The 26088-nt window shown below is 72.1% G+C and carries 19 protein-coding genes; 15 read left to right on the forward strand and 4 right to left on the reverse strand.

The genetic code is table 11. The features are described from left to right. Positions 1-36 precede the first annotated feature (36 nt). The 14 genes from ACZ7KX_RS07995 (at position 37) to ACZ7KX_RS08060 (ending at position 19814) form a co-directional block, all read left to right on the forward strand. The gene (locus ACZ7KX_RS07995; RefSeq protein ID WP_470325797.1) at positions 37-879 is read left to right on the forward strand and encodes an SCO4651 family lipoprotein; all 843 of its coding nucleotides are present in this window, start codon (positions 37-39) and stop codon (positions 877-879) included. Between the two features lie 299 nt (positions 880-1178). Continuing rightward, the gene (locus ACZ7KX_RS08000) at positions 1179-2045 is read left to right on the forward strand and encodes an SCO4651 family lipoprotein (RefSeq protein WP_350519877.1); all 867 of its coding nucleotides are present in this window, start codon (positions 1179-1181) and stop codon (positions 2043-2045) included. A gap of 351 nt (positions 2046-2396) precedes the next feature. Further along, the gene (gene rplJ / locus ACZ7KX_RS08005; protein WP_470325798.1) at positions 2397-2960 is read left to right on the forward strand and encodes a 50S ribosomal protein L10; all 564 of its coding nucleotides are present in this window, start codon (positions 2397-2399) and stop codon (positions 2958-2960) included. Positions 2961-3048: 88 nt separating this feature from the next. Next, a complete protein-coding gene (gene rplL, locus ACZ7KX_RS08010; RefSeq protein WP_470325799.1) occupies positions 3049-3435 on the forward strand; it encodes a 50S ribosomal protein L7/L12 in 387 nt (128 codons plus the stop codon). A gap of 707 nt (positions 3436-4142) precedes the next feature. After that, positions 4143-7619 (forward strand): DNA-directed RNA polymerase subunit beta, encoded by a 3477-nt coding sequence (rpoB, locus tag ACZ7KX_RS08015; protein WP_360254595.1) that lies wholly within the window; start codon positions 4143-4145, stop codon positions 7617-7619. Between the two features lie 100 nt (positions 7620-7719). Continuing rightward, positions 7720-11613 carry a DNA-directed RNA polymerase subunit beta' gene (locus tag ACZ7KX_RS08020; protein WP_350519880.1) on the forward strand — a complete coding sequence of 1298 codons (3894 nt, stop codon included), beginning with the start codon at positions 7720-7722 and terminating at the stop codon, positions 11611-11613. A gap of 223 nt (positions 11614-11836) precedes the next feature. After that, the gene (locus ACZ7KX_RS08025) at positions 11837-12511 is read left to right on the forward strand and encodes a DUF4097 family beta strand repeat-containing protein (RefSeq protein ID WP_470325800.1); all 675 of its coding nucleotides are present in this window, start codon (positions 11837-11839) and stop codon (positions 12509-12511) included. A gap of 82 nt (positions 12512-12593) precedes the next feature. Continuing rightward, the gene (locus ACZ7KX_RS08030; protein ID WP_470325801.1) at positions 12594-13781 is read left to right on the forward strand and encodes a sensor histidine kinase; all 1188 of its coding nucleotides are present in this window, start codon (positions 12594-12596) and stop codon (positions 13779-13781) included. After that, positions 13778-14458 (forward strand): response regulator, encoded by a 681-nt coding sequence (locus ACZ7KX_RS08035; protein ID WP_470325802.1) that lies wholly within the window; start codon positions 13778-13780, stop codon positions 14456-14458. Before ACZ7KX_RS08030 ends, ACZ7KX_RS08035 begins: the two co-directional genes overlap by 4 nt. Before the next feature lie 133 nt (positions 14459-14591). Further along, entirely contained in the window at positions 14592-15200 is a 609-nt protein-coding gene (locus ACZ7KX_RS08040; RefSeq protein ID WP_470325803.1) for a hypothetical protein, read from the forward strand. 148 nt (positions 15201-15348) lie between these two features. Further along, positions 15349-16089 carry an SIR2 family NAD-dependent protein deacylase gene (locus tag ACZ7KX_RS08045; RefSeq protein WP_470325804.1) on the forward strand — a complete coding sequence of 247 codons (741 nt, stop codon included), beginning with the start codon at positions 15349-15351 and terminating at the stop codon, positions 16087-16089. Between the two features lie 91 nt (positions 16090-16180). Continuing rightward, positions 16181-17395 (forward strand): cytochrome P450, encoded by a 1215-nt coding sequence (locus tag ACZ7KX_RS08050; protein ID WP_470325805.1) that lies wholly within the window; start codon positions 16181-16183, stop codon positions 17393-17395. An 18-nt stretch (positions 17396-17413) separates the two neighbouring features. Then, positions 17414-18412, forward strand: coding sequence for an ADP-ribosylglycohydrolase family protein (locus ACZ7KX_RS08055; protein WP_470325806.1), 999 nt, complete (start codon positions 17414-17416; stop codon positions 18410-18412). Between the two features lie 82 nt (positions 18413-18494). Further along, positions 18495-19814, forward strand: a complete 1320-nt coding sequence (locus tag ACZ7KX_RS08060) for a serpin family protein (RefSeq protein WP_470325807.1) — start codon at positions 18495-18497, stop codon at positions 19812-19814. Between the two features lie 51 nt (positions 19815-19865). Here the strand turns inward: ACZ7KX_RS08060 and ACZ7KX_RS08065 are convergent, their stop codons facing one another. The 4 genes from ACZ7KX_RS08065 to ACZ7KX_RS08080 all read right to left on the reverse strand — a co-directional run bounded on the left by ACZ7KX_RS08065 (position 19866) and on the right by ACZ7KX_RS08080 (position 24979). Next, positions 19866-20978 carry an ADP-ribosylglycohydrolase family protein gene (locus ACZ7KX_RS08065; protein ID WP_470325808.1) on the reverse strand — a complete coding sequence of 371 codons (1113 nt, stop codon included), beginning with the start codon at positions 20976-20978 and terminating at the stop codon, positions 19866-19868. A 54-nt stretch (positions 20979-21032) separates the two neighbouring features. After that, a complete protein-coding gene (locus tag ACZ7KX_RS08070; RefSeq protein WP_396549159.1) occupies positions 21033-22319 on the reverse strand; it encodes a DUF2786 domain-containing protein in 1287 nt (428 codons plus the stop codon). A 174-nt stretch (positions 22320-22493) separates the two neighbouring features. Beyond that, positions 22494-24116, reverse strand: coding sequence for a transporter (locus ACZ7KX_RS08075; protein WP_470325809.1), 1623 nt, complete (start codon positions 24114-24116; stop codon positions 22494-22496). After that, positions 24113-24979 (reverse strand): ABC transporter ATP-binding protein, encoded by an 867-nt coding sequence (locus ACZ7KX_RS08080; RefSeq protein WP_470325810.1) that lies wholly within the window; start codon positions 24977-24979, stop codon positions 24113-24115. The genes ACZ7KX_RS08075 and ACZ7KX_RS08080 overlap by 4 nt, the downstream gene beginning before the upstream one ends. 244 nt (positions 24980-25223) lie before the next feature. Here ACZ7KX_RS08080 and ACZ7KX_RS08085 point away from each other — a divergent pair, with 244 nt between their 5' ends. After that, on the forward strand, positions 25224-25814 hold the full coding sequence (locus ACZ7KX_RS08085) for a DUF1707 and DUF4190 domain-containing protein (RefSeq protein WP_396549164.1): 591 nt from the start codon (positions 25224-25226) through the stop codon (positions 25812-25814). Positions 25815-26088 lie beyond the last annotated feature (274 nt).

Consider the following 26088-nt stretch of genomic DNA (forward strand, 5'->3'; position numbering starts at 1 on the left):
CTGTCCGGGTCGACGATGATCTTCACGGGGGACTTCATGCGCGCTGTGCGCCTCGCCTCGGCCGTCGCGACGACGGTCGTCCTGCTCGGTGCGGTCACCGCCTGCAGCAGCAGCAAGGGCGGCAACGACGCCAAGGCCGGCGACGCCAAGGGCGGCGGCGACCCGATCGCGGCGGCCCTGACCGGGGACCCGAAGGCGGCGCTGGCCGCCTCCGCGCTGGTCATGCAGAAGGCCGGCAACGGCAAGGTCACCATGGTCGCCCCGGACGACGCCAAGGGCGGCGGCACCGGCGACGCCGACTGGAAGGACCCGGCCAAGGCCGCCGTGGACCTGGTCGGCGACATGGGGGGCAAGAAGCTCCGGATCCGGGTGGTCGGGCCGGACGCCTACCTCGGCGGCGACGACGCGGCCGCGGTCCTGGGCGGGAAGCACTGGGTGAAGCTGCCCGCCGGGAACGAGGCCGGGGACGGCTTCCGGGCGGCGGGCCAGATGCTGAACCCGGTCGTCCTGCTCACCGTCGCGGCCCAGAGCGGCAAGCCGACCAAGGTCGGCCAGGAGGACCTGAAGGGCACCCCGACCACCCACCTGCGTGCGGTCGAGGAGACCTCCACCCTGGTGGCCGGGATGTCGGGGCTCCCCGAGGAGCAGCGCAAGGCCGTCCAGAAGACGCTGGAGGAGGACGGCAAGACCCTCACCTTCGACTTCTGGCTGAACGCCAAGCAGGAGCTCGTCCAGTACCAGGAGTACGGCGACACGAACGGCACGAAGGAGGCCGTCACGGTCACCTACTCGGACCTCGGCAAGGCCGCCGCGATCACCGCGCCCGCCGCCGCCGACCTCGGCGACCAGGCCGAGCTCCTCAAGCTGCTCGGCAGCTGATCCGGCCGTCGCCCACCCGGACCACGCCGTCCCGGTGGGCGACGGCCCGGACCACGCCGTCCCGGTGACCGCCACCACCCGGACCCGTCCGACGTGGTGGCGTCCACCGAGCCCGCGGAGCCCGGAGGAGGGCGCCACCGGCCGACCGGCGCGCACGGCCCCGGCTCGGCCGACCCGGTGGATCCGGCCGGACCGGCCCGACCGCTGAGGGGGCCGCCACGGCGCGGGCCGGTAACGGGTGGCAAGGTGGCGGGACGAGGGCCGTCGTCGGACGGAGCAGGGTGAGGAAGGGAACGGACGTGGCGGGACGGCAGCGGTTGGCGGCAGTGGCCGTCGTCGCCCTGCTGGCGAGCGGGCTGAGCGGCTGCGGCGGGGGAGCCGACGGCTCGGCCGCGCCGTCCGGCAGCCCGACCCCGACCAGCGCGTCGCCGACCGCCTCCGCGGCCAAGCCGACCGACCGCTCCCCGCACGGCGTGCTGCTCTCCGCCCAGCTGGCCATGCAGACCGCCCGCCGGGCCAAGGTCAGCTACCGGCTCGGCGCGGACGCCGGATCCGGCCCGCTGTTCTGGCAGCCGAAGACGGCGCTGCAGGTCAAGCGCTCCACCCCGGCCGACGCCGAGCAGCTGATCGTCGTGGACACCGTCGCCTACCAGGGCGGCGACGCGGCCACCGCGGCCCGGCAGGGCGGCAGGCACTGGGAGCGCTTCACCGTCCCGCCGGACCCGGACGGCCGCAAGGAGATCCCGTACGCCGGGCTGATCGACCTGCTGAACCCGGTGGAGGCGCTGGCCGCGGCCACCGCCGACGGGACGGACCCCGCCTTCGTCGGCGAGGAGAAGTACGAGGACTCGACCGTCGAGCACTACCGGGTCACCACCAACGCCGAGCGGTACGCGGCCGCCCAGACCCAGCTGCCCCAGGCCCGCCGGGACGGCCTGCGGGCCGCGCTCGCCCCCGGCGGTTCGCTCTTGCTCACCCTGGACCTCTGGCTCAACGACAAGGACCAGCTGGTGCGGCTCCAGCGCACCGGCAGCGGGGACAGCGGCCGGGCGGACGACTCGGTGCTCTACACCGACCTGGCCGGCGCCCTGCTCTCGGCGCAGGCGCCGGCCGAGACGGACACCGCGGACACCGGCGTGCGGACGGTCTCACCGCTGGCCCGCTGAGCCGCTGAGGGGTTGCTCCGTCCGAGGGCGATTTGCACCTCGCGGACGCGTCCGGCTAATCTGGCCGAAGCCAAAGACCGCTGGTTGTCGCCGGGCGCCCGAGAGGGAGTCGGTGGCCGAAGGATCTGCGATTCGTCGCAGGCAGCCCGCGCAGGTGTGTCTGGAGCTTCGACTTCCGGGTCCCGCGTTCGCGCGGCAGCCCGTCGAGGTCGTTCCGAGCCCCGTGCCCCTGCGCATCGGGGCTCATTGCGTTTCCGCAGGAGCTTTCCTTCCGTCCAGCCGGTCAGCGGCAGAATTGGTCGACTTTCGTGGTCGGCCTGACTTCGACATCACGGAAGGAGGCGTAAGCCTATGGCCAGGCCCGACAAGGCTGCTGCCGTCGCCGAGATCACGGACAAGTTCCGTGGCTCCTCCGCGGCGCTGCTGACCGAGTACCGCGGTCTCTCGGTGAAGCAGGTCAAGACCCTGCGTCGCTCGCTCGGCGACAACGCCGAGTACGCCGTGGTGAAGAACACGCTGACCAAGATCGCGGCCAATGAGGTCGGGATCACGGAGCTCGACGACCTGTTCAACGGTCCGACGGCTGTCGCCTTCGTCACCGGTGACCCGGTGGAGTCGGCGAAGGCTCTGCGTGACTTCGCCAAGGAGAACCCCGCTCTCATCATCAAGGGCGGTGTCCTTGACGGTAAGGCGCTGACCGCCGATGAGATCAAGAAGCTCGCGGACCTTGAGTCCCGCGAGGTGCTGCTCGCCAAGCTGGCGGGTGCCCTGAAGGCCAAGCAGTCCCAGGCTGCCGCGCTCTTCCAGGCCCTGCCGTCGAAGCTCGTCCGCACTGTGGACGCGCTGCGCGACAAGGTCGAGCAGGGCGGTGCCGGTACGCCGGCTCCCGCCGCCGAGGACGCTGCCGCCGAGTAATTCGGCAGGCTCACGCCTCGCTGCGGGCCCGTGCCCGCCCAACCCGTACATCCGGCACCACCTGCCGATTTAGTGGAAGGACGCCATCATGGCGAAGCTGTCCCAGGACGAGCTGCTCGCGCAGTTCGAGGAGCTCACCCTCATCGAGCTGGCCGCCTTCGTGAAGGCCTTCGAGGAGAAGTTCGACGTCACCGCTGCCGCCCCGGCCGCCGCCGTCGTCGTTGCCGGCGGTGCCGGTGGCGCCGAGGCCGCTGTCGAGGAGCAGGACGAGTTCGACGTCATCCTCGACGCTGCCGGCGACAAGAAGATCCAGGTCATCAAGGAGGTGCGCACCCTGACCTCCCTCGGCCTGAAGGAGGCCAAGGACCTCGTTGACACCGCTGGTGCCAAGGTCCTGGAGAAGGTTGCCAAGGACGTTGCCGAGAAGGCCAAGGCTGCCCTTGAGGGTGCCGGCGCCAAGGTCACCGTCAAGTGATCTTGCGCCCCCTCTGAGGGGGCGTGCGGCCGGGCCGACCACCCTCACGGGTGGTCGGCCCGGCCTTTTCGCGTTCCCGGGGGCGGGCCCCCGTCCAGCCCCGTTCCGGGGCCCGTTCCGCCGTCTGGGTCGATGCGCCCCACCGGTGTGGCCGATCGCGCACTCGGCAGTGTCGGTGGTGAGGGGTATGGTGATCAACGTCGTCGGGGCGGTCCCCACCACGGCTTCTGTAACGCCGGAGGGGATCCGACCGATGGACGGGGCGAGGTCCGCACCGTCGGCGGGCCCTTGACGAACCAGGCGCGGCGCGCGATTCTCAAGGCGCGAGTCCGCCCGGTTGGTCCGCTGCTGGATGCATAACCAGTGGCCCGGCGGGAAATGACTCCACGTGAGTTAGAGCAGTACCCGGTGGGCGTCCGCGCTCACCGGCTACCGGGAGGAGTCTCCGATTCGGTCTCCGAATCAGAGCTGGACAGCAGTGTGGCCTTTGGCTACACTGTCCCTTTGCGCTGCCTGTTAGCTGCTCCGTGACTCGTCGCCCGGAGTTTGCGTTGCCCTGAAGGGGTCTGGCATCGCCTCCGCAAAGCGGCTCTGACCTGGGGTTTCGACTCCGGCAGAGGCCGGTGGCGATGGAGGCGGGACCAAGCCCAAGCAGGCCCGGCTGGTACGCGCGTAGTGAGCTCCGAGCCCTCGGAAGGACCCCCCTCTTGGCCGCGCCGCGCAACGCCTCGAACAATTCCGCCGCATCCACCGCCCCGCTCCGCGTCTCCTTCGCGAAGATCAAGGAGCCCCTTGAGGTCCCGAACCTCCTGGCCCTGCAGACCGAGAGCTTTGACTGGCTGCTCGGCAACGCGGCCTGGAAGTCCCGGGTCGAGGCGGCCCTGGAGAGTGGTCAGGACGTCCCCACCAAGTCCGGTCTGGAGGAGATCTTCGAGGAGATCTCCCCGATCGAGGACTTCAGCGGGTCGATGTCCCTGACCTTCCGCGACCACCGTTTCGAGCCGCCGAAGAACTCCATTGACGAGTGCAAGGACCGCGACTTCACGTTCGCGGCCCCGCTCTTCGTCACGGCCGAGTTCACCAACAACGAGACCGGTGAGATCAAGTCTCAGACGGTCTTCATGGGCGACTTCCCGCTCATGACCCACAAGGGCACGTTCGTGATCAACGGCACCGAGCGTGTCGTCGTCTCGCAGCTGGTCCGCTCCCCGGGTGTGTACTTCGACTCCACCCTGGACAAGGTGTCCGACAAGGACATCTACTCCTGCAAGGTCATCCCCTCGCGTGGTGCCTGGCTGGAGATGGAGATCGACAAGCGCGACATGGTCGGCGTCCGCATCGACCGCAAGCGCAAGCAGTCCGTCACCGTGCTGCTCAAGGCGCTCGGCTGGACCAACGAGATGATTCTCGAAGAGTTCGGCGAGTACGAGTCGATGCGCGCCACCCTGGAGAAGGACCACACCCAGGGCCAGGACGACGCGCTGCTGGACATCTACCGCAAGCTGCGTCCGGGCGAGCCGCCGACGCGCGAGGCCGCGCAGACGCTTCTGGAGAACCTGTACTTCAACCCGAAGCGCTACGACCTGGCCAAGGTCGGTCGTTACAAGGTCAACCGCAAGCTGGGCAACGCCGAGTCGCTGGACTCCGGCGTGCTCACCGAGCCCGACATCATCGGTGCGATCAAGTACCTGGTGAAGCTGCACGCGGGCGAGACCGAGTGGCGTGACGGCGAGGGCCGCGACATCGTGGTCGAGGTCGACGACATCGACCACTTCGGCAACCGTCGCCTGCGCAACGTCGGCGAGCTCATCCAGAACCAGGTCCGTACGGGTCTCGCCCGTATGGAGCGCGTCGTGCGCGAGCGCATGACCACCCAGGACGTCGAGGCGATCACGCCGCAGACCCTGATCAACATCCGGCCGGTCGTCGCCTCCATCAAGGAGTTCTTCGGCACCAGCCAGCTGTCGCAGTTCATGGACCAGACGAACCCGCTGTCGGGCCTGACCCACAAGCGTCGTCTGTCCGCCCTCGGCCCCGGCGGTCTCTCCCGTGAGCGCGCCGGCTTCGAGGTCCGTGACGTGCACCCCTCGCACTACGGCCGCATGTGTCCGATCGAGACCCCCGAAGGCCCGAACATCGGTCTGATCGGGTCGCTGGCCTCGTACGGCCGGGTCAACGCCTTCGGCTTCATCGAGACCCCGTACCGCAAGGTCGTCGACGGTGTGGTCACCGAGCAGGTGGACTACCTGACCGCCGACGAGGAGGACCGCTACGTCATCGCGCAGGCGAACGCCCCGCTGACGGCGGAGCTGACCTTCGCCGAGCCGCGTGTCCTCGTCCGCCGCCGCGGCGGCGAGATCGACTACATCCCGGGCTCCGAGATCGACTACATGGACGTCTCGCCGCGCCAGATGGTGTCGGTCGCGACCGCCATGATCCCGTTCCTTGAGCACGACGACGCCAACCGCGCGCTCATGGGCTCCAACATGATGCGTCAGGCGGTGCCGCTGCTGAAGAGCGAGGCCCCGCTGGTCGGCACCGGCATGGAGTACCGCTGCGCCGTCGACGCCGCCGACGTCATCACCGCCGAGAAGGCCGGTGTCGTCCAGGAGGTCTCGGCCGACTACGTCACCGTGGCCAACGACGACGGCACGTACACCACGTACCGCGCCGCCAAGTTCACCCGCTCCAACCAGGGCACCGCCTTCAACCAGAAGGTGCTCGTGGACGAGGGCGCCCGGGTCGAGGTCAACCAGGTGCTGGCCGACGGCCCCTGCACCGACGAGGGCGAGATGGCCCTCGGCAAGAACCTGCTCGTGGCGTTCATGTCGTGGGAGGGTCACAACTACGAGGACGCGATCATCCTGTCGCAGCGCCTCGTGCAGGACGACGTCCTCTCCTCGATCCACATCGAGGAGCACGAGGTCGACGCCCGTGACACCAAGCTCGGCCCCGAGGAGATCACCCGGGACATCCCGAACGTCTCCGAGGAGGTCCTCGCCGACCTCGACGAGCGCGGCATCATCCGCATCGGCGCCGACGTCGTCACCGGCGACATCCTGGTCGGCAAGGTCACCCCGAAGGGTGAGACCGAGCTGACCCCCGAGGAGCGCCTGCTCCGCGCGATCTTCGGTGAGAAGGCCCGTGAGGTCCGCGACACCTCGCTGAAGGTGCCGCACGGTGAGTCCGGCAAGGTCATCGGCGTCCGCGTCTTCGACCGCGAAGAGGGCGACGAGCTGCCCCCGGGCGTCAACCAGCTGGTCCGCGTCTACGTGGCCCAGAAGCGCAAGATCACCAACGGTGACAAGCTCGCCGGCCGTCACGGCAACAAGGGCGTCATCTCCAAGATCCTGCCGGTCGAGGACATGCCGTTCCTGGAGGACGGCACCCCGGTCGACATCATCCTCAACCCGCTGGGTGTCCCGTCCCGAATGAACCCGGGACAGGTCCTGGAGATCCACCTCGGGTGGCTCGCCAAGCAGGGCTGGGACGTCTCCGGCCTCGCCGACGAGTGGGCCCAGCGTCTGCAGGCGATCGGCGCCGACCAGGTCGACGGTGGCACCAACCTCGCCACCCCGGTCTTCGACGGCGCCCGCGAGGACGAGATCACCGGCCTGCTGGACAACACCACCCTCACCCGTGACGGTGAGCGCCTGGTGAACTCCACCGGCAAGGCCCGGCTGTTCGACGGCCGCTCCGGCGAGCCGTTCCCGATGCCGGTCTCGGTCGGCTACATGTACATCCTCAAGCTGCACCACCTGGTCGACGACAAGCTGCACGCCCGTTCGACCGGCCCGTACTCGATGATCACCCAGCAGCCGCTCGGTGGTAAGGCGCAGTTCGGTGGTCAGCGCTTCGGTGAGATGGAGGTGTGGGCCCTCGAAGCGTACGGCGCGGCCTACGCGCTGCAGGAGCTGCTCACCATCAAGTCCGACGACGTGCTCGGCCGCGTGAAGGTCTACGAGGCCATCGTCAAGGGCGAGAACATCCCCGAGCCCGGCATTCCCGAGTCCTTCAAGGTCCTCATCAAGGAAATGCAGTCGCTCTGCCTCAACGTGGAGGTGCTGTCCTCGGACGGCCAGTCCATCGAGATGCGGGACTCCGACGAGGACGTGTTCCGCGCCGCCGAGGAGCTCGGCATCGACCTGTCCCGGCGCGAGCCGAGCAGCGTCGAAGAGGTCTGACGGAGGTGGGGCCGGCCGCACGACCGCGGCCGGCCCGCCCCCAGGCCCCCCTCAGACCACATGAACGACTCTCGACTTACGAAAGAGGGCTTGACGACCAGTGCTTGACGTCAACTTCTTCGACGAGCTCCGCATCGGCCTGGCCACCGCCGACGACATCCGCCAGTGGTCGCACGGCGAGGTCAAGAAGCCGGAGACCATCAACTACCGCACCCTGAAGCCGGAAAAGGACGGGCTCTTCTGCGAGAAGATCTTCGGCCCCACCCGGGACTGGGAGTGCTACTGCGGCAAGTACAAGCGCGTCCGCTTCAAGGGCATCATCTGTGAGCGCTGCGGCGTCGAGGTGACCCGCGCCAAGGTGCGCCGTGAGCGGATGGGCCACATCGAGCTGGCCGCCCCGGTCACCCACATCTGGTACTTCAAGGGTGTCCCGTCCCGCCTGGGCTACCTGCTGGACCTGGCGCCGAAGGACCTCGAAAAGGTCATCTACTTCGCCGCCTACATGATCACCTGGGTCGACGACGAGCGCCGCCAGCGCGACCTGCCGTCCCTGGAGGCGCACGTCTCGGTCGAGCGTCAGCAGATCGAGAACCGCCGCGACTCCGACCTCGAAGGCCGTGCCAAGAAGGCCGAGACCGACCTGGCCGAGCTGGAGGCCGAGGGCGCCAAGGCCGACGTGCGCCGCAAGGTGCGCGAGGGTGCCGAGCGCGAGATGAAGCAGCTGCGCGACCGCGCGCAGCGCGAGCTCGACCGCCTCGACGAGGTGTGGGCCCGCTTCAAGAACCTCAAGGTCCAGGACCTTGAGGGCGACGAACTGCTCTACCGCGAGCTGCGCGACCGCTTCGGCACGTACTTCTCCGGCTCGATGGGCGCCGCGGCGCTCAAGGACCGCCTGGAGAACTTCGACCTGGCGGAGGAGTCCGAGCGCCTGCGCGAGATCATCCGCACCGGCAAGGGCCAGAAGAAGACCCGTGCGCTGAAGCGCCTCAAGGTCGTCTCCGCGTTCCTGCAGACCACCAACAAGCCCAACGGCATGGTGCTGGACTGCGTCCCGGTCATCCCGCCGGACCTGCGTCCGATGGTGCAGCTGGACGGTGGCCGCTTCGCGACCTCCGACCTGAACGACCTGTACCGCCGCGTCATCAACCGCAACAACCGCCTGAAGCGCCTGCTCGACCTCGGTGCCCCCGAGATCATCGTGAACAACGAGAAGCGCATGCTCCAGGAGGCCGTCGACGCGCTGTTCGACAACGGCCGCCGCGGCCGTCCGGTCACCGGCCCGGGCAACCGCCCGCTGAAGTCCCTCAGCGACATGCTGAAGGGCAAGCAGGGTCGTTTCCGTCAGAACCTGCTCGGCAAGCGAGTCGACTACTCGGCCCGTTCGGTCATCGTCGTCGGCCCGCAGCTCAAGCTGCACCAGTGCGGTCTGCCGAAGGCCATGGCGCTGGAGCTCTTCAAGCCGTTCGTGATGAAGCGCCTGGTCGACCTGAACCACGCGCAGAACATCAAGTCGGCCAAGCGCATGGTCGAGCGTGCCCGCCCGGTCGTGTGGGACGTGCTCGAAGAGGTCATCGCCGAGCACCCGGTCCTGCTGAACCGTGCGCCCACCCTGCACCGCCTCGGCATCCAGGCCTTCGAGCCGCAGCTGGTCGAGGGCAAGGCCATCCAGATCCACCCGCTCGTCTGCACCGCGTTCAACGCGGACTTCGACGGTGACCAGATGGCCGTCCACCTGCCGCTCTCCGCGGAGGCGCAGGCCGAGGCCCGCATCCTGATGCTGTCCTCGAACAACATCCTGAAGCCGGCCGACGGTCGCCCCGTCACCATGCCGACCCAGGACATGGTGCTCGGTCTGTTCTTCCTCACCTCGGACCGCGAGAACGTGAAGGGCGCCGGGCGCACCTTCTCGTCGACCGCCGAGGCGATCATGGCCTTCGACGCCCGCGACCTGGACGTGCAGGCCCCGATCGAGCTGCGCCTGCCGGCCGGCACCGTCCCGCCGCGCGGCTGGGCCGCTCCGGTGGACGAGGACGGCCAGCAGACCTGGTACGAGGGCGAGCCCTTCCGCCTCACCACCACCCTGGGCCGCGCGCTCTTCAACGAGCTGCTGCCCGAGGACTACCCGTTCGTCGACTACGAGGTGGGCAAGAAGCAGCTCTCCGCGATCGTCAACGACCTGGCCGAGCGCTACCCCAAGGTCGTCGTCGCGGCGACCCTGGACAACCTGAAGTCGGCCGGCTTCCACTGGTCGACCCGCTCGGGTGTCACCGTCTCGATCTCGGACGTCATCGTCCCGCCGAGCAAGCCCCAGATCCTTGAGGGCTTCGAGGCCAAGGCGGAGAAGGTCCAGAAGCAGTACGAGCGCGGTCTGATCACCAACGACGAGCGCAAGCAGGAGCTCGTCGGCATCTGGACCCAGGCGACCAACGAGGTCGCGGACGCCATGGCCGCGAACTTCCCGAAGACGAACCCCATCTTCATGATGGTCGACTCGGGTGCTCGTGGAAACATGATGCAGATGCGCCAGATCGCCGGTATGCGTGGTCTGGTGTCGAACGCCAAGAACGAGACCATCCCGCGACCCATCAAGGCGTCGTTCCGTGAGGGTCTCACCGTGCTGGAGTACTTCATCTCCACCCACGGTGCCCGTAAGGGTCTGGCCGACACCGCCCTCCGTACCGCCGACTCCGGTTACCTCACCCGTCGTCTGGTCGACGTCTCCCAGGACGTCATCATCCGCGAGGAGGACTGCGGTACCGAGCGCGGCCTGAAGCTGGCGATCGGCATCGTGGGTGCGGACGGCGTCCTGCGCAAGACGGACGACGTCGAGACCAGCGTCTACGCCCGCATGCTCGCCGAGGACATCACGGTGGACGGCAAGCTGCTGGCCACCGCGAACACCGACCTCGGTGACGTGCTGATCGACGAGCTGATCCGCCACGGCATCAGCGAGGTCAAGACCCGCTCGATCCTGACCTGTGAGTCGGCCGTCGGCACCTGTGCCTTCTGCTACGGCCGCTCGCTGGCCACCGGCAAGCTGGTCGACATCGGTGAGGCGGTCGGCATCATCGCCGCCCAGTCCATCGGTGAGCCCGGTACCCAGCTGACGATGCGTACCTTCCACACCGGTGGTGTGGCCGGTGACGACATCACCCAGGGTCTGCCGCGTGTCGTCGAGCTCTTCGAGGCCCGTACCCCCAAGGGTGTGGCCCCGATCTCGGAGGCCACCGGCCGGGCGCGGATCGAGGACACCGAGAAGACCCGCAAGATCGTCATCACGCCGGACGACGGCACCGACGAGATCGCCTACCCGGTCTCGAAGCGTGTCAAGCTGCTGGTCAGCGAGGGCGAGGCGGTCGAGGTCGGCCAGAAGCTGACCATGGGTGCCACCAACCCGCACGACGTCCTGCGCATCATGGGCCAGCGTGCCGTCCAGGTCCACCTGGTCGCCGAGGTCCAGAAGGTCTACAACTCGCAGGGTGTGTCGATCCACGACAAGCACATCGAGATCATCATCCGGCAGATGCTCCGCCGCGTGACGATCATCGAGTCGGGCGACGCCGAGCTGCTCCCGGGCGAGCTCGTCGAGCGCGGCCGCTTCGAGACCGAGAACCGTCGTGTGGTCGCCGAGGGCGGTCACCCCGCCTCCGGCCGTCCGCAGCTGATGGGTATCACCAAGGCCTCGCTGGCCACCGAGTCCTGGCTGTCGGCCGCCTCCTTCCAGGAGACGACCCGGGTCCTCACCGACGCGGCGATCCACGCCAAGTCGGACCCGCTGCTGGGCCTCAAGGAGAACGTCATCCTCGGTAAGCTCATCCCGGCCGGTACGGGTCTGCCCCGCTACCGCAACATCCGGGTCGAGCCGACCGAGGAGGCCAAGGCCGCGATGTACTCGGCCGTCGGCTACGACGACTACGACCTGTCGCCCTTCGGCGCCGGCTCCGGCCAGGCGGTTCCGCTGGACGACTACGACTACGGCCCGTACACCGGCTGAGTCACCTCTTCGGCCTCAGACGGCCGATGATCGCAGGGCGGTCACCCCTCACGGGGTGGCCGCCCTGCGGCGTTCCCGGGGCCGGGCGGGTCGCCTGCCGCCCGGACCGGCTCACCCGTGCGGGGGAGGGGCCGGAACCGCTCCGCGGAGGGAGGTGGGGGAGGGGGCGATTGCGGGAGGCTTCTCGGTGTCGGGACGACGGTGCTTTCGAAGGGGGCAGGGGATGAAGCGGGTACTGGGTGCGCTGGCGATCACGGCGGGGGTCCTGGCCGGGATGATGGGCTGTCTGCCGATCGGGGACGACCAGGAGCACCGGACGGTCAGCTACGGGGTGGCCGAGCCGGTCAAGGAGCTGGTGGTCGAGGGGGAGAACGGCGGCGTTCAGGTGACCGGCGACGGCGACACCGTGAGCGTGGTCGAGAAGCAGAACTACCAGGGGGCCGCGCCGAAGAGCACGCACGAGGTGAAGGACGGCGTACTCCGGCTGACGTACGACTGCGACCACTGCGGCATCGGGTACACCGTGCGGGTGCCGGCCGGGACCAAGGTGCGGGTCAAGGAGACCAACGGCGGCATCAGGCTGACCGGGCTGGCCGGCGACGCGGAGGCCGACGTCAAGAACGGCGGGGTCGACGCGAGCGGGCTCAGCTCGGCGCAGGTGAAGCTGACCGCGGTGAACGGCGGGGTGCGGGCCGACTTCGCGGCCGCGCCGACCAAGGTCGAGGCGACGACCTCGAACGGCGGGGTGCGGGTGAAGGTCCCGACCGGGGAGGCGTACGCGGTGGACGCGCACGCGTCGGTCGGCGGGGTGGACGTGGGCCTCCCCTCGCAGCCGGGCGCGGCGCGCAGCATCACCGCCCGGGCGGAGACCGGCGGCGTGACGGTCAGCGGTGCCTGACCGGGCCGTTCCGGAGGTCCTGCCGGTAGGGCATGATCTTCTCCGCGGGGGCGGCGTCCCCGGCTACGGGGGAGGTACCGGGGTGGAGCGTGCGACGGGTCGGCCGAGCCGGCCGGCCGGGCTGAGTCCGTACGTGCAGGACTCGCTGCTGGCGGTGGTCGCGGCGGGGGTCGCGGTGTGGGCGGTGTCCCAGGACGAAACGGCCTGGTCGTGGTGGATCTACCTGCTCGCGGTGGCGACCGCGCTGCCGCTGCCCTGGCGGCGCCGGAGGCCGCTGACGGTGCTGCTGCTGGCGACGCTGCCGTCCCTGGTGATCTCGATCGCGGCGCACTCGGCGAACCCCCAGGTGCCGCTGTCCGGGGTGATCGCCCTCTACACGGTGGCGGAGCGGTCCTCGGAGCGGGCGCGGTGGAGCGTCCTGGCGGTGGTGGTGGTCGGCAACGTCGTCGGCACCCACTCGCCGAACGGCGCGCTGTTCAGCCTGCTCACCTCCGTCGGCACCTTCGTGTTCGGCTCGCTGGTGCGCGCCCAGCGGAAGCTGGCCCGGCTGCAGGCGGAGCGGGCCCGGGAGGCCGGTGAGCGGGCGGCGAGCGACGCGGCCCGGGCGGTGGCGGAGGAGCGGGCGCGGATCGCCCGCGAGATGCACGACATCCTGGCGCACGCCGTCTCGCTGATGGTGATCCAGGCCGAGGCCGGGCCGGTGGTGGTGCGCAGCGACCCGGACCGGGCGATCCGCGCGTTCGACACCATCGCCGACGCGGGCCGTGATGCGATGGTCCAACTGCGGCGCGTGCTCGGGGTGTTGAAGGATCCCGAGGCCGGCCGCCAGCTGGCGCCGCAGCCCAGACTGGCCGAACTCGCCGACGTGGCCGAGCGGGTGCGCGGGGCGGGGCTGCGGGTGGAGCTCGAACTCCCGGAGGGGAAGGGCGCGTTGCCCGCCGACGTGGAGGCGGCGGCGTACCGGATCGTGCAGGAGGCGCTGACCAACACGGTCAAGCACGCCGGGGCCGACCGGGTGGCGATCCGGGTGCGGCTCTCCGCGGAGGTGCTGGAGGTCGTGGTCTCCGACAACGGCCGCGGGGTGGCGCCGACGGCCGACCGCGCGGTGATCGGCTGGTCGGGCGGGCGCGGGCTGGTCGGCATCCGGGAGCGGGCGGCGGCCTGCGGCGGGCTGGCCGAGGCCGGGCCGGGGCCGGAGGGCAGGGGTTTCCTGGTGAGCGCCCGGCTGCCGCTGGCCGCGGGCACGAGGGTGGAGAGGGTGGGCGGATGACGCCGATTCGGGTGGTCGTCGCGGACGACCAGGAGCTGGTGCGGGCCGGGTTCGGGATGATCCTGGACGCACAGCCGGACATCGAGGTGGTGGCGGAGGCGGCCGACGGCGCCGAGGCGGTCGAGGCGGTGCGCGCGCACGGCCCGGACGTGCTGCTGCTGGACGTCCGGATGCCGGTGATGGACGGGCTGGAGGCGGCCCGCCGGGTGTGCGCGGAGTTCCCCTCCACCAAGGTGATCATGCTGACCACCTTCGACATCGACGACTACGTCTTCGACGCGCTGTACGCGGGCGCCAGCGGCTTCCTGCTCAAGGACGTCCGACGGGACGACCTGGCGCACGGGGTGCGGATGGTCGCCTCGGGCGAGGCGCTGCTCGCGCCCTCGGTGACCAGGCGGCTCATCGGCGAGTTCGCCGCCCGCCGGCCGGGCGCGCCGGAGCGGGCGGTGCGGCCGCCGTCCAAGCTGCTGGAGCAGCTGACCCTGCGCGAGCAGGAGACGCTGCGGCTGATCGCGCGCGGGCTGTCCAACGCGGAGATCGCGGCCGAGCTGGTGGTCAGCGAGCACACGGTGAAGACGCACGTCAGCAACGTGCTGAGCAAGCTCGGCCTGCGGGACCGGGTGCACGCGGTGGTGTTCGCCTACGAGGCGGGGGCGGTGGTGGCGGGGGAGTCCTGACGCCCGGGGGCGGACCGGCTCCCCCGTGCGGGGGAGGCGGGGAGTTCGCCGGTGCGGGCGATCCGGGACGAGGGGTCCGGCGGACAGGCTGTGCGGTGTCGGAACGGATCACGGACACCGCAGGAGACCGCAGATGAACACCACCCAGCACAGCCGCCGCACCGCGTACGCCGTCGTCGGCGCGCCCGCCCTGATGGCCCTCTACGGCGGCATCCGCCTGGTGCCGGGGTCCCGCGAGCCGGGCCTCGGCTGGACGGTCGGCCACACCGCGATGTTCGCCGGGCTGCTGCTGTTCGCCCCGCTCTTCCTCGCACTGCGCCGGCAGCTCGCCCCGCGCGGCACGGCCGGGCGGATCGCCGCCGGGGCGGCGCTGGGGACGGCCTTCGCGGGGCTGCTCTGCTCGCTGGCGCAGATCGGCATCGACCTGGTGGTCGGCCTCGTGGCGGCGGACAAGGCCGAGCAGTCGCGGCTGTTCGACCGGGTGCAGGACGTCCCGGGGGTGCTCCCGGCCGTGTACCAGGTGGGCCCGCTGTTCTTCTACGTCGGCCTGCTGGCGCTGCTGGTCGCCGCGTCGGTGGGCGCGGCCCGGACGCTGCGCTGGTGGAGCCCGGTGCTGATGCTGGTCGGCACCGTCGCCTCGGCGGCCGATCTGGCCATGATCCCGCTGGCCGCCGCCTGCTATCTGGTGGCGCTGGCCCCGCTGGCCCGTCCGGCGGCGGCGCCGCGGCCGGCGCTGGCCTGACGCCAGGGCAGGCCTGACGCCGGCCGGTTCGGCTCGTCCGGAGGGCCGGCCCGCGCGGGGTGACCGGCCCCGTGCGCGGGGGGAGTTGGCGCGGTGCGCCCGGATTTTCGGTGGCCGCGGGCGGGCCGGACGCCGTACCGTCCGGGGCATGAACGCGAAGCGTCCCCTGATCGCCGTGCTCACCGGTGCGGGCATCTCGACCGACTCCGGCATCCCCGACTACCGCGGCCCGCAGGGGCTCTGGCAGCGGGACCCGTCGGCGCAGGAACTGGTCACCCTCCAGCCGTACCTGGCCGACGGCCTGGTGCGGGAGCGGGCCTGGCTGATGCGCCGCGACGCCGGGGCGCTGGCCGCCGAGCCGAACGACGGGCACCGGGCGCTGGTCGACCTGGAGCGTTCCGGGCTGCCGGTGCGGGTGCTCACCCAGAACGTGGACGGGCTGCACCAGCTCTCCGGGCTGCCCGCCCGCAAGGTGCTCGAACTGCACGGCACCGCACGGGAGGTGCAGTGCGTGGGCTGCCGGGTGACCGGGACGATGGAGGACGCGCTGGCGAGGGTCGCGGCGGGGGAGCCGGACCCGGCCTGCCGGGAGTGCGGCGGTGTCCTCAAGCCGCGCACGGTGATGTTCGGCGAGAACCTGGACCCGGTGGTGCTCCAGCAGGCCGACGCGATCGCCCGGGCCTGCGACGTCTTCGTCGCGGTGGGCACCAGCCTCCAGGTCTACCCGGTGGCCGCGCTGCCGCAGATCGCGATGGAGAACGGCGCCCGGCTGATCGTGGTGAACGGCGAGCCGACCCCGTTCGACGAGGCGGCGGACGAGGTGATCCGGGAGCCGATCTCCCGGGCACTGCCGGCGCTGGTGCGGCGGCTGGTGACCGAACGGGCCTGAGGGGAGGGGGCCGGAGGGGGCTCCGTACGGACGCACCGCGTGCGTACGATGATCCTTCCGGCTCCCCCTCTCGGCCTGGAGTGATCGACCGATGACGACGACGGCGAACTTCGACCCCTGGTCGGCGGCGTTCGTGGCCCACCCGTACGACGCGTACGCCGAGCTGCGCGAGCACGCGCCGGTGACGTACTTCGAGCCGACGAACCAGTGGCTCGTCTCCCGCCACGAGGACGTCAGCGCGCTGCTGCGCGACCGGCGGCTCGGCCGCACCTACACCCACCGCTTCAGCCACGCGGAGTTCGGCCGCCCCGAGCCCGACCCGGCGCACGAGCCCTTCCACACCCTGAACGACCACGGGCTGCTCGACCTGGAGGCGCCCGACCACACCCGGATCCGCCGGCTGGTCTCCAAGGCCTTCACCCCGCGCATGGTCGAGGGCCTGCGCCCGACCGTCCGGCGCCTGGCCGGCGAACTGGTCGACGACCTGCTCGCGGCCGGCGGCGGCGACCTGATCGCCACCGTCGCCGAACCCCTGCCGGTCGCCGTGATCGCCGAGATGCTCGGCGTGCCGGAGGGCGACCGGCACCTGCTGCGGCCGTGGTCCTCCGACATCACCGGGATGTTCGAACTCAACCCGAGCGAGGAGGCCGCCCGCCGGGCCGTCGCCGCGAGCACCGAGTTCTCCGACTACCTGCGCGCCCTGATCCGCGAACGCCGGGCGGAACCCGGCGAGGACCTGATCAGCGCGCTCATCCAGGCCCAGGAGGGCTCCGACGCGCTCAGCGAGCAGGAGATGGTCTCCACCTGCGTGCTGCTGCTCAACGCCGGCCACGAGGCGACCGTCAACACCACCGGCAACGGCTGGTGGGCGCTGTTCCGCCACCCGGAGGAGCTCGCCCGGCTTCGCGCCTCGGTGGACGGGCTGCTGCCCACCGCGATCGAGGAACTGATGCGCTGGGACACCCCGCTGCAGATGTTCGAGCGCTGGGTGCTGGAGGACATCGAGGTCCACGGCGTCACCGTCCCGCGCGGCTCCGAGATCGCCCTGCTGTTCGGCTCCGCCAACCGCGACCCCGAGCGCTTCGCCGACCCCGACCGGCTCGACCTCGCCCGCACCGACAACCCGCACATCACCTTCGGCGCCGGAATCCATTTCTGCCTCGGCGCCCCGCTTGCCAGACTGGAGCTCACCGAGTCCTACGGCACACTGCTGCGCCGGGCCCCGGGCCTGCGGCTGGTCCGCGAGCCCGAGTGGAACCCGGGCTACGTGATCCGCGGGCTCAAGGAACTGCAGGTCGAGGTCTGACGACGAGGGGGAACGGCCGTGGGCAAGGCGACGGGGGCACTGCTGGGCTTGGCGATCGGTGACGCGATGGGCCGGGTGACCGAGTTCCAGGACGTCGAGCGGATCGCCGTCGACCACCCGGACTGGCGTCGACTCCCGCTGCCCGCCAGCGCGTTGGTCACCGACGACACCCAGATGACGCTCGCCCTCGGACGCGGCCTGCGCACCGCCCTGGCCCGCGGACCGCTCACCCCGCTGCACCTGGAGCGGCCGGTCCGCGAGGAGTTCGTCGACTGGTGGCGCTCCCCGGAGAACAACCGCGCCCCGGGCATGACCTGCCTGCGCGCCTGCGAGCGGCTCAGCCGCCCCGAGTACCGCTGGCAGCAGGCGAGCGACGTGGGCTCCAAGGGCTGCGGCGCCAACATGCGGGTCGCCCCGATCGGGCTGGTCCGCGCACTGGACGCCCGGCAGCTCTCCGGCGCCGCCCAGCTGCAGTCCGCGCTCACGCACGGCCACCCCACTGCGCTCGCCGCCAGTGACCTCACCGCGTACGCCGTCCGCAAGCTGGCCGAGGGCGTCCCTCCGGCCGCGCTGCCCGCGGTGCTGAGGGCGTACGCGCTGGCCGGCCGCGAGCGCTACGACGAGTTCTGGCTCGGTGACCTCGCCGACCGCTGGTACGGCAGCTCCCCGCAGGCCGTCATGGCCCGCGGCTGGGACGACTGCCTCAAGGTGCTCGACGACCTGGAGGCCGCCCTCGCCGCGCCCGACGTCGAGGCCGATCCCTGCCTGGCCACCGGCGAGGGCTGGATCGCCGAGGAGGCCTTCGGCACCGGCCTGCTCTGCTTCCTGCTGCTGCCCGACGACCCGGTCGCCGCCGTCCGCCGGGCCGCCTACTCCAGCGGCGACTCCGACTCCCTCGCCTGCCTGACCGGCGCCTTCGCGGGCGCCCACCACGGCGAAGCGGTCTGGCCGGCGGAATGGGTGGACCGGATCGAGCACCGGGACGAGCTCCTGGAGCTCGGGGCGCTCTGGGACTGAGCGGTCGAGGCCCGTTCCCGCGGCCGGCCGGCGCGCTCCCGGGCGGGCGGAACCGCTCGGCGGGGTGGTGCGTCGAAGGGCCATGACGAACCGCAGCACCGGAACCCGTCGTACGTCCCGCCGCCCGGCGGCGCTGCTCCTCGCCGCCGCGCTCGCCGCGCCGCTGCTGGCCGGGTGCGGCAGCACCGGGGCCGCCACCGGCGCGGAGGTGAGGGCCTCCGCACCCGCCAGTCCGCCCGCGGTGGACCCGGCCCGGGTGGCGGCCACCGCGAAGGCCACCGACGCCTTCGGGCTGGACCTCCTGCACACCCTCACCGCGACACCGGACGGCGCCGGCCGCAACCTCGTGCTCTCCCCGTCCGGGCTCTCCACCGTGCTCGCCATGCTGCTGCCCGGTGCCCGCGGCGCGACCGCCCAGGAGCTGGCGAAGGCCCTGCACACCGAACTCGACCCGAAGCAGTACGCCCTCGCCGTCGGCGCGCTGAACCGACCCGTGCCGACCACCGACGGACTCACCCTGCGCCGGAGCGACGAGGTCTGGACGCAGCAGGGCTTCACGGTGGAGCCCGACTACCTGGCGACGCTCGCTGCGGCCTTCGACGCCGGAGTGCACACCACCGACTTCAAGAAGGACCCGGAGGGCAGCCGAACGGCGGTCAACGCGGCCGTGGAGAAAGCCACCGAGGGGCGGATCAAGGACCTCTTCGCCCCGAAGGCGATCAACCCGGACACCCGGCTGGTGCTCACCGACGCGCTCTACCTCAAGGCGAAGTGGGCCTCCGCGTTCAAGCCCGCGCACACCGAGGACCGTCCGTTCCACAAGCTCGACGGCACCGCGCCGAACGTCTCCACGATGGGCCAGACCGGCGACTTCAAGTACGCCGACGGCTCCGGCGGGATCGTCGGCGAACCCTGGCAGGCCGTCGAACTGCCCTATGCGGACGGCGGACTGGTGATGGACCTGATCGTTCCCGCGCAGGGCGGCTTCGACGCCTTCACCAAGGGCCTGGACCAGCCCCAGCTGGACCGGATCCTCGGCGCCCTCAGCGCACAGCCCGTCGACCTGCAGCTGCCGCGCTTCCACTTCGACACGTCCAACGAGCTCACCTCCGCGCTGCGCTCGCTCGGTGTCCACACGGCCTTCGACGACGCCGACCTCGGAGGCATCGCCAAGGAGCCGCTCGTCGTCAGCTCGGTGGTGCAGAAGGCCACCGTGCAGGTCGACGAGGAGGGGACGGTCGCGGCAGCCGGCAGCGGGGTCGGCGTGGGTGCCGCGGCCGCGCCCGCCCCGCGCCAGGCCGCCCAGCTGCACATCGACCGGCCGTTCCTGTTCCTGATCCGGGACACCGCCGGCGGGCAGCCGCTGTTCCTCGGCCAGGTCACCGACCCGCAGGCCGGGTAGGCGCGCTCACCTGGCCCCGGCCGGGCGCCCGTCGCGCCGGGGCCGGCGCGCTCACCAGGCCGGGTAGCGCCCGCCGAGCCCCGGGTGGAGCGGGTCGCGGGTGCCGAACAGCACCAGCAGGTCGTCCGCGACCTGCCGCAGCTCGGCCCGCCCCTCGACCGCCCCGGCCCACTCGGCGGGCAGCGCCGAGGCGCCGTACGCGGCCCCGACCAGGTTGCCGCAGACCGCGCCGGTCGAGTCGCTGTCCCCGGAGTGGTTCACCGACAGCAGCAGCGCGGTGCGCACCGGGTCGGGGTCGAGGGTGGCCGCCAGCAGCGAGTACACCGCGATGGCCAGGCACTCCTCGGCGATCCAGCCGAGCCCGACCCGCTCCACCGCCTCCGCCGACGGCTCGGACTCCTGGGCGACCCGCACCGCCCTGGCCAGCGCCTGGACGGTCTCCTTGGACGCCGGCAGGTCGCGGATCTGCTCCACGGTCTCGCCGACCGCCGCCCACGGCTCCGTCCCGTTCGCGAGCCGCTCGACCAGCGCCGCGAAGGCGCCCGCCGCGAGGTACCCGGTCGGGTGACCGTGGGTGAGCTGGGCACACTGCACCGCCAGCCCGAAGGACTGCTCGACACCCAGCCGCGCCAGCCCGAACGGCGCCGAGCGCATCACCGTGCCGCAGCCCTTGGAACCCGGGTTGATCGGCCCCGGCCGCCCGATCACGGACGGCGCCTCGAACACCGGGTGCTCGGACACCCCGCTCAGGCAGGCGTTGCCCGGCGCCCGCCGCGCGTACAGGAAGGGCTGCCGCAGCAGCCAGCCGTCGTACGGGCGGGGCTGCGGCGCGGTGTCCGGCGCGGGCTGGTACTGCGTCATCAGCCAGCGCCGGTAGGCACCGTGGACGGCCTCCGGCACCGAGCCGCCGCCGCCCGTCCAGCCGCGCACGAAGCCGCGGATCAGGCCCTCGGCGGTGAACAGCGTCATCTGGGTGTCGTCGGTGACCTCGACCGGCCCGGGACCGCCCGGCAGGGAGGTCACGCCCTCCGGCCCGTAGTGGCCCTGGATCTGATGGAGCTGCTGGAACTCCACCGGCCAGCCCAGCGCATCGCCGACGGCTCCGCCGAGCAGCGCTCCGCGCACCCGGTCCCGGTAGCCCGACTCGGCAGCCGGCTCCGTCACGTCGGATCCCCCTTCGTTCGTGGCGGAGTAGTTCTATCAGGTCCGCGTGCGGAGCTACCGGCGGATCTGCCCGGCGCGCCCGTGCAGCGCGGCCCGGTCGGCGGCGGCGCGCCCGGCCGCCCAGCCCTCGCCGTCGCTGACCCGGACCCGCTGCGAGACCAGCTTCGGGAACAGCCGGCCGACCTCCTCGTCCACCGCCTCCGAGCGGGCGGCGAGCGCGGGCAGCAGCCGCGCGTCCGGCAGCAGCTGCTCCTCGGTGCCGTCCTCGCGCAGGTGCCGGCCGGCCGCGGCGGCGCTGGTGGTCCGCTCGGTGGCCGCGGTCAGCCGCTCGCGGATCCGCGCCGCGTAGGCGACCAGGAAGGACTGCCGGAACGCCTTGCTGCGCGAGTCCCGGCCGGAACCCGCCTTGTTGAGCGCATGGGTGGCCTGCACCAGCAGCGAGGTGTAGAGCAGTTCGACGCCGTCCAGGTCGCCGTCGAAGCCGACCACGGTGCAGAAGCCGAACTCCTTCGCCCAGACCACCCGGCACCGGTTCGCCGCCGCGACCGCGTCCAGCAGCATCGTCTTGGGGCCCTCGTACGGGTTGTCCACCCCGATCCGCAGCGCCGCCGGGGCGTTCCGGTCCGCACCGGCGGCCGCCAGCAGCGCCTCGTCGATGCTGTGCTGGGCCATCAGCTGCTGGGCCTTGGCGGTCAGCGCCTCGGCCTCCTCGGAGTACTCGGTGGACTCGGCCTTGGCCAGTAGCGCCCGGATCCGGGCCAGCATCCGAGGCTCGCCGGCCGGGGGCCCGGGGTGCTGCGGGCCGGAGTGCCGGGGCCGCGCCGCCTGCCCGGGGCCGGGCCCCACCGGGGCGATCGGGGGCAGCCGGCCCCAGGTGCGCAGCAGCTCCAGGACGGCGGTGGCGAGCGCGAAGCGGTCCAGCCGGTGCCGCTGGGCGAAGGCCCCCAGGTACTGCTCGTCGCCGGGCCACCAGACCTCGGCCTCCAGCTCGCGCAGCTGCTCCAGCCAGCGCCGGTCGAGCGCGGCCGCCGGGTGGCGGCGGCCCTCGGCGGCGATCAGGTCCACTGCGAGGGCGAGGTGGACGGGCTTCAGCCCGCGCCGCACCACCCGCACCAGGTCGGCCGGGCGCCAGCCGGCGGACCAGCAGCGGCCGACGGCGGTGTCCGCGTACCCCAGCAGCGCCCGGCTGACCGCCGACCACTGCCCGGCCGAGGCGGCCAGCAGGGACGCCCCGGTGTCCAGAGCGAGGTCCAGCCCCTCCTCGGGTGCCGTCAGCACCGACCGCACCGCCTGCTCCAGCAGCGGCCCGGCGTCCCCGCCCTGCTGCGTGCGCTTGCCCACGGTGTGTCCCTGCTCTCCTCGACGGCCCGGTTCCTCCTGCCCATGATGCCGGAGCGCGCACCGACCACCGGGAGCGGACGGCGGGGCGGCAACGAGCGGGGCGGGAACGAGCGGGGGAGCAGACGGCGGCGCCCGGCCCCGAGGCGGGACCGGGCGCCGGGCGGTGCGGTGCGGCTAGCGCTCGACGGCCGTGGCCAGGATCTCCGGGGCGCGCTCCAGCAGCCGGGTGGCCGCCATCCGCACACCGAGGACGGCGACCAGCGCGCCGTAGAGCGGGCCGATCAGCAGGACCGGCCAGCTCGGCCCGTCCGAGATCAGCGCCCAGCCGAGGTAGCCGCCCACCGGCAGGGCGAGCAGTGCCACGCCGATCATCGAGCCGAAGGAGTTGAGCATCACCAGCCCGCTCTGGCCCGGAGCGGCGTTGCGCATCGGGTTGCTGTCGGCGGGCATGCTGTACGGCACCAGCACGCTGAACATCGCGCCGAGCGCCACCCCGCAGCCGAGCAGCGCGAGCGCGAGGCCGACCGCGGCCGGCAGCTCCGCCCACGTGCCGGTGACGGCCGCCAGCACCAGGCCGAGCACCAGCGTCACCGGGATCGCGTACGACAGCACCGCGTACGCCCGGCCGCGCAGCTCGTCCCGGGCGTCGGCCGGGGTGCGCAGGGTGGCGGCGACCATCCAGAACGCCGAGCCGTCCATGCCGAACAGGTTGAGCATCTGCAGCCCGAGGAACGTCCCCGTCATCGCCAGCAGGTAGACGCTCGCCCAGCCCTGGACCATCGACAGCACGCAGATCACCACCGTCATGCCGATGCTGGTGAACACCGCGGCCTTGGCGCGCGGTTCGCGCCAGGCGTACCGCAGGTGGCGCTGCATCACCGCGCCGGTCCGGCCCCCGGGCAGGAAGCCCCAGCCGCGCGAGTGCTGCACCCCGCGGGCCACCTCCAGGGTGGAGGAGTCGGCGGTGACCATCAGCTCCTGAAGGCTGCTGCGCCACCAGCGCAGCAGCAGCGCCACCAGCACGCCGGCCGCGGCGAGCTGCAGCAGCGCGAGCCCGTACCGGCCCTCGGCGGCGGTGCGTGGCGCGTCCGCCGCGCTGATCGGCGGGATCCAGCGCAGGACGGAGGCGATCGGCTTCAGCGGGCTCAGGTCGATGTCGCTGCCGGGGCGGCCGAAGATGCTCTGCGAACCGACGTTGGCGGTCTGGATCAGCAGGGCGAAGGCCAGCCCGCCGAAGACCGCGAAGTCCTTGCCCCGGCGGCTGGAGAGCATCCGGGCGTTGCCGGCCGCGACCGCCCGGGAGAGCGTGACCAGGCCGAGCAGTGCGAGCGGCACGCCGACCACGGCGACCGCGGCGGAGGCCCCGCCGCCGGCGCCGGCCAGCACCGCGCCGGTCACCAGCACCAGGTTGATCAGCGGTCCGGGCCCGATCAGCGCGGCCAGCAGCGAGCCGCGCAGGAGCGGACCGGGCCGCAGCGGCAGCATGGTGAGCCGGGTCGGGTCGGCGCTCTCGTCGCTGGAGAACAGGAACAGCGGCAGCGCCGCCCAGCCCAGGGTCAGCACGCCGAGCAGCATCACCCCGGCGTCCCCGGAGCCCGCGAACCGCCCGTTCAGCGCGGCCATGGCGACGGCGATGCCGGCCGCGAAGGCCAGGCCCACGACGCCGCCGAGCACGTAGACGGTGGTCCTGCCGGGGCTGCGCCGCAGCCCGTTGCGCAGCAGCCGCAGCTTGAGCGCCACCAGGGCGCGGACCACCGTCCGCCCGTCCGGCACCGCGCCGGGCACGGCCGCAGTCACTGCTTGCCCCCGAGCTGGCCGCCGTCGAGCTGGCCGCCGTTCAACTGCCCGCTGCCGAACTGCCCGCCGCCGAGCCAGCCGAGGGCCTGCCCGTCGTCCTCGCGGACACCGATCAGGTCGAGGAAGGCCTCGTGCAGGCTGCGCCCGCCGCGGACCGAGTCCAGCGGTCCGTGGGCGATGACCCGGCCCGCGTTGACCACCGCGACCCAGTCGCAGAGCTGCTCGACCAGCTCCATCACGTGACTGGAGAAGACGACCGTGGAGCCGGCCGCCGCGTACCGCTTGAGCACGCCGCGGATGGTCTGGGCGGAGACCGGGTCGACGCCCTCGAAGGGCTCGTCCAGGAACAGCACGTCGGGGTTGTGCAGCAGTGCGGCGGCCAGGCCGATCTTCTTGCGCATGCCGGTGGAGTAGTCGGCGACCAGCTTGTCGGCGTCCCGGCCGAGGTCCAGGACGGCCAGCAGCTCCTCGGCCCGACGGTCGACCTCGGCACCGGGCAGGCCGCGCAGGCGCCCGGTGTACTGCAGCAGTTCGCGCCCGCTGAGCCGCTCGAACATCCGCAGGCCCTCGGGCAGGATGCCGATCCGCGCCTTGACCAGGACCGGGTCGGCCCAGACGTCGGCGCCGTGCACCAGGACGGTGCCCTGGTCGGGCCGCAGCAGCCCGGTGACCATCGACAGCGTCGTGGTCTTGCCGGCGCCGTTCGGGCCGACCAGGCCGATGAACGAGCCGGCCGGCAGTTCCAGGCTCAGCCCGGCCACGGCGGCCTGGGTGCCGAAGTGCTTCCACAGCCCTCGGATGCTGACGGCGGACGGGGCGTCCGGTCGGGGGAGGTCGGAGGGAGGTGGTGCTGACTCCTGCATCGCTGCCTTCTCTGCTCGTGGTCGGCGGAACTGCTCTCGGGCTCAGCCTGTCACTGCACGAACGGGCTGTCGCCCGAGTTGAGGATCCCCTGAGCGTGTCCGCCGAACGGGTGAGGCACGCCGTGCGGAACGCCTTTCCCGACCTTGTCGGTCCGATTTGGCAACTACTCAGTTCGCCTGTTCGTCCTGCACTATGAGGAGCAGTGAGGGTGCGCGGGGGAACCGCGGTACCGGGAGGTGGCGGATGTCCGTTCAACCGTGGGGCGAACCCGGTCCCGCCTACAAGCACGGCCACGAGCCGGGCCACGGCCACCGGCCGGTCGTCGGCTGGCAGCCCGCGCCGGTCCCGGCCCAGGCGCCGGTCCCCGCTCCGTCCCCGCAGGCCGCGATGCGGGCGGGCCACGCGGACCGCGACCGGACGGTCGACGTGCTGAAGGCCGCTTTCGCCGAGGGCCGGCTCTCCGTCCAGGAGTACGAGCAGCGCCACGAGGCCGCCGTCGAGGCACAGACCTACGGGCAGCTGGCCGCGCTGGTGGCGGACCTGCCCGCCGGCCCGATGACGGCCCCCGCCGGCCCGCCGGTCCCGGCCACCTTCCTGCCCGCCGCGCCGCCGCCGGCCCGCCAGACCAACGTGCTGGCGGTGGTCTCGGTGGTGTGCGGCCTGAGCGGTTTCCTGGCGCTGCCGGCGGTGGGTGCGGTGATCACCGGGCACATCGCCCGGGCCCAGATCCGCGAGCGCAACATGGACGGCGACTGGGCGGCCGTCCTCGGCCTGGTCCTCGGCTACATGGGCAGTGCGTTCTGGGCGCTGCTGATCCTGGTGGGCATCGCCTAGGCCGCGCGGCGGCGCTCCGCTGGCGGGCGTCCGACGACTGTGGTAGAGCGGGTGAAGGCGGCCCGACACCGGGCGGTCACGTGCGGGACACCCGCGTGACGCCCGGCCGAAGGCGACGACCTGCGGCGTTGCATTTGTTTTGACCGAGCCCCATGCGCTAGGTACGCTCTGACCTTGTGCCTGGGGTGTCCCCGGGTCCTTGTGCGTGCATGCACACCGGTCGCCGCGCCGAGCCGGAGCGCTTTCCAGCGCCCCGCGCGTAGAGCGCCGTCGC

It is taken from the genome of Kitasatospora sp. NPDC038210 (assembly GCF_055600605.1).